Source organism: Streptomyces viridosporus, assembly GCF_002078235.1.
Lineage (GTDB): Bacteria > Actinomycetota > Actinomycetes > Streptomycetales > Streptomycetaceae > Streptomyces > Streptomyces viridosporus.
This window is the reverse complement of the sequence record NZ_MSGP01000605.1, coordinates 1-9,430: the sequence shown is the minus strand read 5'-3', so window position 1 is coordinate 9,430 and position 9,430 is coordinate 1. Positions and strand designations below refer to the sequence as shown.

The window sequence follows — 9,430 nt, the reverse complement described above, 5'->3', positions numbered from 1 at the left end:
GAGGCGCCCGCGCGCGCGGGCATGCGCGAGGTCGCCGAGGAGACCGGGATCCGCCTCGACGACGTACCGGCGCTGCTCGTCGTCGACTGGGAGCCGCCCGCACCGCCCGGATTCGGCGGTCTGCGCCTGCTCTTCGACGGCGGTCGCCTCGACTCCGCGGACGCCGGACGGCTGCTGCTGCCCGGGCCCGAGCTGCGCGACTGGCGCTTCGCCTCCGAGGCCGAGGCCGCCGAACTGCTGCCGCCGGTCCGCTACGAGCGGCTGCGCCGGGCGCTGCGGGCCCGGGAGCGCGGGAAGGCGGTGTACCTGGAGGCCGGGGTGCCGGTCGGATGAGCGCGGGGTCCGCGCCCACCGGTCGGCTCCCGGGACGTGCCCGACGTGCGCCCCGCCGCCGAGGCCGAGGGCGTCACCGTCGGACAGCTCCGTGACCTAGGCGGGGCGTTCGAAGTCCGCCGGGGGCAGGAGCCGCGCCGCCCGCTCGTGCAGGGGGCGCTCCCGGCCCTCGAACACCGCGGGCGGGCCCGGGAGTCCGCCGCGCACGTGCGGTGCGTCCAGCCGGTGGGCCGGTCCCTCGGCACCGGTGGGCTCCGCCGCCTCCGCCGCCTCGGCCGCGTCGCCCGCGGCGGAACCCCCGCCCGAGAGCGGGGGTTCCGCCGTAGGCGGCGCGGTGGAGCGCCGGGCTCAGCTCGCGCCGGACGCGTAGGCGCGCAGGAACAGCGCCTCCGCGACCGACAGCCGCTCCAGTTCGTCGGGGGAGACGCTCTCGTTCACCGCGTGGATCTGCGCCTCCGGCTCGCTCAGGCCGATGAGCAGGATCTCCGCCTGCGGGTAGAGGGTGGCGAGGGTGTTGCACAGCGGGATGGAGCCGCCCTGGCCTGCGTACTGCATCTCCTGCCCCGGGTAGGCCACCGCCATCGCGTCGGCCATGGCCCGGTAGGCGGGGCTGGTGGTGTCCGCGCGGAACGCCTGTCCCTGGCCGATCTGCTCGATGCTCACCCGCGCGCCCCACGGCGTGTGCGCCTCCAGGTGCGCCTGGAGCAGCTTCGTCGCCCCGGCCGCGTCGACGCCCGGCGGGACCCGCAGGCTGATCAGCGCGCGGGCACTGGCCTGGACGGACGGGGTGGCGCCGACCACCGGCGGGCAGTCGATGCCGAGCACGGTGACCGCCGGACGCGCCCAGATGCGGTCGGCGACCGTGCCGGAGCCGATCAGCCGCACGCCGTCGAGCACCTTCGCGTCCTTGCGGAACTGCTCCTCGTCGTACTGCAGGCCGTCCCAGGCGGTGTCGTCGGTCAGCCCGTCGACGGTCGTGGAACCGTCCTCGGCGCGCAGCGAGTCCAGGACGCGGACGAGCGCGGCCAGCGCGTCGGGCGCGGCACCGCCGAACTGGCCGGAGTGCAGGTTGCCCTCCAGGGTGTCGATCCGCACCCGGACGAGCGTCATGCCGCGCAGGGTGGAGGTGACCGTCGGCAGACCGGCGCGGAAGTTGCCCGCGTCGCCGATGACGACGGCGTCGGCCTCCAGCAGCTCGGGGTGCTCCTCGGCGTACCGCTCCAGACCGCCGGTGCCCTGCTCCTCCGAGCCCTCGACGATCACCTTGACGTGCACGGGGACACCGCCGTCGGCCTTCAGCGCGCGCAGCGCCAGCAGGTGCATGATCACGCCGCCCTTGCAGTCGGCGGCCCCGCGCCCGTACCAGCGGCCGTCCCGCTCGGTCAGTTCGAAGGGCGGGGTGGTCCAGCCGGCCTCGTCCAGCGGCGGCTGCACGTCGTAGTGCGCGTACAGGAGGACGGTCTTCGCACCCTCGGGGCCGGGCAGGTGGCCGTACACCGACTGGGTGCCGTCCGGGGTGTCGAGCAGCGCCACGTCCTGGAAGCCCTCGGCGGTGAGCGCGTCCGCGATCCAGCGCGCGGCGCCCTCGCTCTCGCCGCGCGGGAACTGGTCGAAGTCCGCCACCGACCTGAAGGCCACCAGCTCGGCGAGCTCCTCCTTCGCCCTGGGCATCAGCGAGGCGACGGTGGCGGCGACCGGTTGCGACGACATGGGCACGCTCCTTGTGGGTGCGACGTTGTACTTCTCGCGTACCTCCGGGTACGCGACGATCGTGCGAGGTGTGCGAGGTCCCGTGTACGGGGCACTCACATCGCCGATCCTCCCACAGCGGCCTGCGACGATCACCGCCGTAGGATGCGGGGGACAGATGGGGGTACCCCCTGCTCGAACGAAGCCGGGAGCTGGGGGAGGCAGGCGGCTTGATCGGGAGCAGTAAACCATCGTGAGCAGCGAGAACTCTTCGGCGGACGACGTGCGGCAGGTGTGGGACGTCGTCGTGGTGGGCGCGGGACCCGCGGGGGCCTCGGCCGCCTACGCGGCGGCGGTCGCGGGGCGGCGCGTGCTGCTGCTGGAGAAGGCGGAGCTGCCGCGCTACAAAACCTGCGGCGGCGGCATCATCGGCCCCTCGCGCGACGCGCTCCCGCCCGGCTTCGAGCTTCCGCTGAAGGACCGGGTGCACGCGGTGACGTTCTCCCACAACGGGCGCTTCAGCCGCACCCGCCGCTCCCGGCAGATGCTGTTCGGGCTGATCAACCGGCCCGAGTTCGACCAGCAACTGGTGGAGCACGCACAGAAGGCGGGCGCCGAACTGCGCACCGGCGTCACCGTGCAGCGGGTCGAGCAGCACGGCTCGGCCGTACCGGACCGGCGCACGGTCGCCCTCGTGCTGCAGGGCGGCGAGACGGTGCTCGCGCGGGCCGTCGTCGGCGCGGACGGCAGCGCGGGCCGGATAGGAGCGCACGTCGGGGTCAAGGTCGACCAGGTCGACCTGGGCCTCGAGGCGGAGATCCCGGTGCCGGAGACCGTCGCCGAGGACTGGAAGGGCCGGGTGCTCATCGACTGGGGCCCCATGCCCGGCAGTTACGGCTGGGTGTTCCCCAAGGGCGACACGCTGACCGTCGGCGTGATCTCCCGGCGCGGGGAAGGTGCCGCGACCAAGCGGTACCTGGAGGACTTCATCGGGCGGCTCGGCCTCGCCGGCTTCGAACCGAGCATCTCCTCCGGCCACTTGACCCGCTGCCGCACCGACGACTCGCCGCTGTCGCGCGGGCGGGTGCTGGTGTGCGGGGACGCGGCCGGGATGCTGGAGCCGTGGACCCGCGAGGGCATCTCCTTCGCGCTGCGCTCGGGCCGGCTGGCGGGGGAGTGGGCGGTGCGGATCGCCGAGGCCCACGACGCCGTGGACACGCGCCGGCAGGCGCTGAACTACGCCTTCGCCGTCAAGGCGGGCCTCGGTGTGGAGATGAGTGTCGGCAAGCGGATGCTCGCGGCGTTCGAGCGGCGCCCCGGGGTGTTCCACGCGGTTCTCACCGGCTTCCGCCCGGCCTGGAAGGCGTTCAAGGACATCACCCAGGGCTCGACGACCCTCGGTGAACTGGTCCGCACGCATCCGCTGGCGCACCGGGCCCTGACGGCACTGGACCGGCGCTCCGCGGAGGGCGAGGTCAGCTCCCGGTCGTGATCCGGAAGACCGGGTGGTCGGGGGCGATGCGGCGCAGCTCGTCGTCGGAGGAGTCGGGGCCGACCCCGTGGAAGAAGGCCCCGACCTCCGCCTTCCACCGCTCGAGGTAGGCGCGCAGCAGCGGCGGCTTGTCGTCGTCGGCCACCTCGGCCGCGGTGAAGGCCTCCACGTCCCGGCCCAGGCGCAGCTCGCCACCGCCGGCCGCGCGCATGTTGTGCGTCCACTGGACGTGGCCGCGCGGCGCGACGAGGTACCGCTCGCCGTCCACGATGAGGAGGTTGACCGGGGTCGTCCGCCACTGCCCGCTGCTGCGGCCGCGGACGGCGAGGACCCGCGACCCCATGACGCTCAGTCCGCGGCGGGTCAACCATGCGACGAGGCGGTTGAGGACGTGGACGGTGAACCAGCCGGGCTTCTTGACATACGCGGACATGCGGGGACCCCCTGGGGTGCGAATTTCGGTGAGCGGTGCTCTCTTGTGTGAGCAGTGCTCTCGCTCATGCGTGCCAGTCTGCCGGACGCCGCGCCCCGGAGCAAGAGCACTGCTCTCGTTTGTGTTCGCCGCTCTCTTTTGTGTGCGGTGCTCTGCTTCCATGGAACACTGATGCCCATGAGCACCGCACACGGCGCCCGTGCCCGGGCCAGGATCGAAGTCACCGCGGCCATCAAGGAGGAGGCCCGCGGGCAGCTCGCGGTGGAGGGCGCCGCGAAACTCTCGCTGCGCGCGGTGGCCCGCGAGCTCGGCATGGCCTCCTCCGCGCTGTACCGCTACTTCCCCAGCCGTGACGACCTCCTGACCGCCCTCATCATCGACGCCTACGACTCCCTCGGCGAGGCGGCCGAGACGGCCCACGCCGCGGTCGCCGACGCCGGGCCCGTCCAGCGCTGGACGGCGGTGTGCGAGGGGGTGCGCGACTGGGCGCTCGCCCATCCGCACGAGTACGCGCTGATCTACGGGTCGCCGGTGCCCGGCTACACCGCCCCCCGGACGACCGTCCCGGCCGCCTCCCGCGTCGCTCTCGTCCTCACCGGCATCCTCCGCGAGGCGCAGCGCGGCCCGGGCCTGGCCGGTCCCCCGCTGCCGGACGAACTGTGGCCCGAGGCCGTGCGGATGGCCGCCGACCTCGCGCCCGACCTGCCGCCCGAGGTGGTCGCGGTGATGGTGGCGGCCTGGGCCCAGCTGTTCGGCCTGGTCGGCTTCGAGGTGTTCGGGCACTTCCACCGGGTGGTGGAGGACCGCGGGGCGTTCTTCCGGCACGCGGTGGGGGAACTGGCCCGCACCGTGGGTCTGGTGCCGTCGCGGCAGGAGTGAGCCGGGCCGGGCGGGCCCGGCCGGGACCGTACCCTCGGGCCACCGGCGGCGTCGTCCTCCTCGAGGAGCTCGGCACCGGCCGCGCCGGCGGAGGCACTTCGCCGGGAGTACGCGGGACGACCCCGCCGGGCTGACGCCGCGCGGGGCACCGGGCGTCCAGCATGGCGGTACGGACGAGCGGGGTCGTCCCGCGTACGGGACACCCGGGTGGTGGCGCCCCGGGCGCCCTCCCCGGTGGCCCTGGCGCTCCACCGTGCCGCTCACGGCGTTCGCGCTGGTCGGCTCCGCCTGCGCGGAGCACACCCGGGAGGGCCGGCGGGCCGCCCTGGGCTCCTTCGCGCGGGTGCTGCTGTTCGTCGCGGGGGCGATGCCGCTGGGGCGGCGTCGTCGTCCCGTGGCCGCGGAGCTCGGCACGGTCGCCGCCGTTCTGCTCCACCTGGGGGCCGGGTCCCCGTACGGCCCGGTGCCCCTCACCGTCGCCGTGGCCTGCTTCGGCGCCCTCGTCTCGGGACACCGCCGCGCCACGCGCCCCGGCGTCCGGCCTGGACCGGCTGCCCGAGCCGGTGGAACAGGCCGCGGGCGCGGGCCTCACGGTCACCGCCGAGGGGAAGCCGCCCCGGCTGCCGCCCGGCGCGGACCTGGCCGCCGCCGACGCCCTGGTCCGGCCCGCCGAGCGGGAGCGGGAGGCGACGGCGCTGGTCGGCACCGGTCCGTCCACCGAGGAGATCGCCCACCGGCTGGTGGTGAGCCCGCTCACCGCCAAGACGCGTGTCAACCACACCATGGTGAAGCGGTGAGTCCGCGACCGGGCCCAACCGGTCGTCCCGGCCTACGAGTCCGGTTCGGTGCGGCCGGGCCGGCAGGGCTGAGCCGACCGTCCGAAGCGGATCAGCACGCCGACCGTGCGGACGGCGAACAGAACCGGCGCGAGCACCGTTCCGGCGCCGAGCAGCAAGGTCTCCAGGGCCTCCGGCAGCGAGAAGAGCAGCGCCGGTCCCGCCACGGCTCCGAAGACGACCGCCGCCGCGAAGGCCGCGCTGCACAGCGCGTACCCGATCTCGACGGTGATCGCGTCCCGTTCGGCCTGGGTCCGCCGCCCCCCGCGGCCCGTCACACGCGTCCCCTGCAAGCGCTCACTCCGGGATCATGCCCGGAAGGCCTCGGCCGCAGCAAGGGGCCTGTCGGTCCTGCTACGGTGCGCCCATGGCGGCGAAGCAGGCCGAACAGGCGCTCGTGCGACGGTGGCGGGACATGCTCGCGCTGCATGCGCGGACCCAGTGCGCACTCGACCGCGCACTGCACGGACACGGCGTGTGCGCCAGCGACTTCGAGGTCCTGGACGTCCTCGCCGCGAACTCCGCCGCCCACGGCTGCTCCTACCGCGTCCAGGAGATCTCCGAGCGTGTCCATCTGAGCCAGAGCGCGCTGTCCCGGCTGATCGCCCGCCTCGAGAAGGAAGGGCTGGTCGAGCGCGGGACGTGCCCGGAGGACCGGCGGGGAGTGCGGGTCTCCCTCACGGCGAAGGGGCGCGCGCTGCACGGCGAGGTGCTGCCGGTGCAGCGCGCGGTACTGACCCGGATGCTCTCGGACGGCTGAGGGCCCGGTCCGGGGCGCCGCCTCACGGCAACGGCGTCCCGCCCGTCGCGTTGACGATCTCCGCGGTGATGTACGACGCCTCCTGGGATGCGAGGAAGACGTACGCCGGGGCCATCTCGGCCGGCTGGGCCGGCCGCCCGATGGGCGCCTGCTTGCCGAACTCCTTCGTGTCCGGCAGCGTGGCCGGGATCAGCGGCGTCCACACCGGGCCCGGCGCCACGGCGTTGACGCGGATGCCGCGCTCGATCACCATCTGCGCCAGCCCCTGGGTGAAGGTGACGATCGCCCCCTTGGTCGTCGCGTAGTCCAGCAGGTGCGGGCTCGGCTTGTAGGCCTGGACGGAGGCCGAGTTGATGATGCTGCCGCCCTCCGGCATGTGCGGCAGTGCCAGTTTGCACAGCCAGAACATGCCGTACAGGTTGGTGCGCACCACGCGGTCGAACTGCTCCGTGGAGATCGCCTCGATACCGTCCGGCTGCGACATCTGGTACGCCGCGTTGTTCACCAGGACGTCGATCCGGCCGAACTCCGACACGGCGCGGTCGATCAGCGCCCGGCAGTTCTCCTCCTCCCGGATGTCGCACGAGACGGGCACGGCGCGCCGGCCGGCCTCCTCCACCCAGCGTGCGGTCTCGGCCGCCTCGTCCTTCTCGCTCTCCAGATGGGTGAAGAGCACATCGGCCCCCTCCCGCGCGAACGCCAGGGCGACCGCCCGCCCGATCCCGGAGTCCCCACCGGTGATCACGGCCTTGCGGTCCGTGAGCCGGCCGCTGCCCCGGTAGGAGTCCTCCCCGTGGTCCGGGGGCGGGTCCATGGGACCGGTCCAACCGGGATGCGGCTGGTCCTGGGACGGGAAGTCGGGTGTCGGATGCTGCTCGGCGGGGTTCTGCTGTTCGGTCACGATCTCTCCCTGATGTGCGGGTTTCGCGGGGTTCTGCGAGGTCGGTCGCGTTCGCGCCGCCCGTCGACGGATGATCGACGGGCGCGGATCACCGAGTACCCCGCCACGGGCCGGCCGATCCGGCGGTCCTCCCGAACGGCTGAACGGCCGAGGAGCCGTGCGGACCGGGCCCGGGCGACCGTCCCCGGCGGCCCGGAGGCGCGTCGCCCCAGCCCGTGTTCACCCGGCGCGTCGCGAAGCCGATGACCGTGGCCACCGCGGCCAGCACCGCCATGCTGGTCAGCGCGACCGGCAGACTGAATCAGTCCGCCATGAACCCGATCGCGGGCGGACCGAGGAGCATGCCGCCGTAGCCCAGCGTGGAGGCGGTGGCGACACCGCTGGGACCCGCGAGCGCGCCGGCCCGTTCGACGGCCACGGGGAAGAGGTCGGCGAGGCCGAGGCCGGTGACCGCGTAACCGAGCAGAGCGGCCCACAGGGAGGGCGCGAGCGCGCCGAGCAGCATGCCGGCCGTCGCGGTGGAGCCGCCCACGAGCACGGTCCGGGTCCGGCCCAGCCGTTCGAGCAGCGTCGTCCCGGTGAGTCGTCCGACGGTCATCGCGAGCGCGAAGCAGGAGTAACCGAGGGCCGCGGCACCCGGTGAGGCGCCGAGGTCCTGCTCCAGGTGCAGCGCGCCCCGGTCGGCCAGTGCTCCCTCGCCGTACGCGGTGCACAGCGCGATGAGCCCGAAGACGATCACCAGCCCGCGGGTACGGCCCGACGGCCGGTGGGCGGCGGACGGCTCGGGCCGGCCCCGGTCCGCCGGGGTCAGCGGCTCGCACCGCAGGAGCATCCGTCCCGCCACGGCCGTGACGAGCAGGCCGACGGCGGCGAGTCCCCACAGATGCCGGGTGGGCGAGAGGGAGCCCGCGACCAGGGCGCCCAGGCCCGCGCCGATCATGCCGCCCAGGCTGAACGCGGCGTGGAAGCTGGGCATGATCGGCCGCCGCAGCGCGGCCACCAGATCGACGGCGGCGCTGTTGAAGGCGACGTTGATTCCGCCGTAGGCCGCGCCGAACAGCAGGAGCACGGTGCCGAGGGCGAGGGCGGAGTGGGTCAGCGGGGCAGCCCGACACTGAGGCAGAGCAGGACCGCGCAGACGACGGTGACCAGGTGGCTGCCGTAGCGACGGCACAGGCGGCCGGTGAGCGCCATGGTGGCGACGGCTCCGGCGGAGACACCCAGCAGGGCGAGGCCCAGGGCGCTGGCGGAGGCGCCGGTCTGCTCCTTGATGGCGGGGATGCGCACCACCCAGCCGGCGAAGACGAAGCCGTCGAGGGCGAAGAAGAGGGTCAGGGCGAGTCGGAGTCGGGCGAGGTCGGTACCCGGCACGGCACTGTGCGATCGGGTTTTGTTTATGAGCGGCACAAAGCCGGGCTGGGTGGGTGTGAGAGGCAAGGGCAAGCACGTCGGCGGTCGCGACGTGCGGGGCCGTGCGGCCCCGGTGTCTCGATGCCGTCCTTGGTGAGTCGGACCGCGGTGGCCGATGCGTGGGGGTCGCCCCCCCCGGGGGTGCACGGGGTCCTCGGTGATCCGGCGCGGGCCGGCCACGGCCGTGCGTGCCTCCCGGGGGTCGCTCCCGGTGGAGACCGTCTCCGCTTTCCACCGCAGGAGGCGGCGAAGGGGCCGCGGGGGGTGTCGGGTCCTCCCGCTCCCGGATGCGGTCCTACCAGGTCAGGAGCCGCCGATTGCCCCGTAAGGACGCGGGGGTTAACCCGTGTGAACGTCTCGAATGGTGGGGGCGGGCTGCATGACCGACTGTGGATCACGCGCGGCCGGGTTCATCGTGCTGATGAGGCGTCAGCAGTCCGGTCGCCGAGGGAAGGACTCTCAAATGCGCTCTGCCCGCATGGTGCTCGCCGCCGCGACGGCCACGGCGGCCCTCGCCATCGCCGCGCCCACGACCTTCGCCGCTCACGCGAGCGACGGGGACCACGACAAGTCTTCCTACAGCAAGGAGCACGACAAGGACGACGACTACAAGGACGACAAGTACGACAAGGACAGCAAGCACGACAAGGACGACAAGGACAACGGGTACGGCAAGGACGACAAGGACGACAAGGAC

8 protein-coding genes and 3 pseudogenes are annotated in these 9,430 nt (G+C 73.8%); 6 read left to right on the top strand and 5 right to left on the bottom strand.

Translation table 11 applies throughout. The annotated features are described in order from the left end of the window. The coding region (locus tag B7L92_RS34070; protein WP_143626424.1) for an NUDIX hydrolase at positions 1–333 on the top strand (333 nt) is incomplete at its 5' end. 348 nt (positions 334–681) lie between these two features. Here B7L92_RS34070 and B7L92_RS34060 read toward each other — a convergent pair. Continuing rightward, positions 682–2,043, bottom strand: a complete 1,362-nt coding sequence (locus B7L92_RS34060; RefSeq protein ID WP_081241104.1) for a dipeptidase — start codon at positions 2,041–2,043, stop codon at positions 682–684. Between the two features lie 232 nt (positions 2,044–2,275). Here B7L92_RS34060 and B7L92_RS34055 point away from each other — a divergent pair, with 232 nt between their 5' ends. Beyond that, positions 2,276–3,514, top strand: a complete 1,239-nt coding sequence (locus B7L92_RS34055; RefSeq protein WP_016827380.1) for a geranylgeranyl reductase family protein — start codon at positions 2,276–2,278, stop codon at positions 3,512–3,514. Here B7L92_RS34055 and B7L92_RS34050 read toward each other — a convergent pair. Next, positions 3,498–3,947 carry a nitroreductase family deazaflavin-dependent oxidoreductase gene (locus B7L92_RS34050; RefSeq protein WP_081241103.1) on the bottom strand — a complete coding sequence of 150 codons (450 nt, stop codon included), beginning with the start codon at positions 3,945–3,947 and terminating at the stop codon, positions 3,498–3,500. The two genes, B7L92_RS34055 and B7L92_RS34050, sit on opposite strands and share 17 nt — an antisense overlap. Before the next feature lie 177 nt (positions 3,948–4,124). On the opposite strand from B7L92_RS34050, the gene B7L92_RS34045 reads away from it, so the two are divergent. After that, positions 4,125–4,826, top strand: coding sequence for a TetR/AcrR family transcriptional regulator (locus B7L92_RS34045; RefSeq protein ID WP_081241102.1), 702 nt, complete (start codon positions 4,125–4,127; stop codon positions 4,824–4,826). Between the two features lie 130 nt (positions 4,827–4,956). Continuing rightward, positions 4,957–5,695, top strand: a pseudogene (locus B7L92_RS43755) (helix-turn-helix transcriptional regulator); the annotation flags it as partial. On the opposite strand, the gene B7L92_RS34035 reads toward B7L92_RS43755, so the two are convergent. Beyond that, positions 5,656–5,940, bottom strand: a complete 285-nt coding sequence (locus B7L92_RS34035) for a DUF6332 family protein (protein ID WP_081241101.1) — start codon at positions 5,938–5,940, stop codon at positions 5,656–5,658. The pseudogene B7L92_RS43755 and the gene B7L92_RS34035 overlap by 40 nt on opposite strands. Positions 5,941–6,029: 89 nt before the next feature. On the opposite strand from B7L92_RS34035, the gene B7L92_RS34030 reads away from it, so the two are divergent. Beyond that, a complete protein-coding gene (locus tag B7L92_RS34030; RefSeq protein WP_016827383.1) occupies positions 6,030–6,422 on the top strand; it encodes a MarR family winged helix-turn-helix transcriptional regulator in 393 nt (130 codons plus the stop codon). 22 nt (positions 6,423–6,444) lie between these two features. Here B7L92_RS34030 and B7L92_RS34025 read toward each other — a convergent pair whose 3' ends face one another. Continuing rightward, positions 6,445–7,323 carry an SDR family oxidoreductase gene (locus B7L92_RS34025; protein WP_081241100.1) on the bottom strand — a complete coding sequence of 293 codons (879 nt, stop codon included), beginning with the start codon at positions 7,321–7,323 and terminating at the stop codon, positions 6,445–6,447. 223 nt (positions 7,324–7,546) lie between these two features. Continuing rightward, positions 7,547–8,694 (bottom strand): annotated as a pseudogene (locus B7L92_RS34020) (MFS transporter); the annotation flags it as partial. A gap of 502 nt (positions 8,695–9,196) precedes the next feature. Between B7L92_RS34020 and B7L92_RS34015 the strand changes: the two are divergent. Next, a pseudogene (locus B7L92_RS34015) lies at positions 9,197–9,430 on the top strand (DNA primase); the annotation flags it as partial.

Excerpts from the sequence above, each read along its gene's own strand:
- B7L92_RS34060 (WP_081241104.1), bottom strand. The coding sequence starts at position 2,043 with ATGTCGTCGCAACCGGTCGCCGCCACCGTCGCCTCGCTGATGCCCAGG.
- B7L92_RS34050 (WP_081241103.1), bottom strand. The coding sequence starts at position 3,947 with ATGTCCGCGTATGTCAAGAAGCCCGGCTGGTTCACCGTCCACGTCCTC.
- B7L92_RS34045 (WP_081241102.1), top strand. The coding sequence starts at position 4,125 with ATGAGCACCGCACACGGCGCCCGTGCCCGGGCCAGGATCGAAGTCACC.
- B7L92_RS34030 (WP_016827383.1), top strand. The coding sequence starts at position 6,030 with ATGGCGGCGAAGCAGGCCGAACAGGCGCTCGTGCGACGGTGGCGGGAC.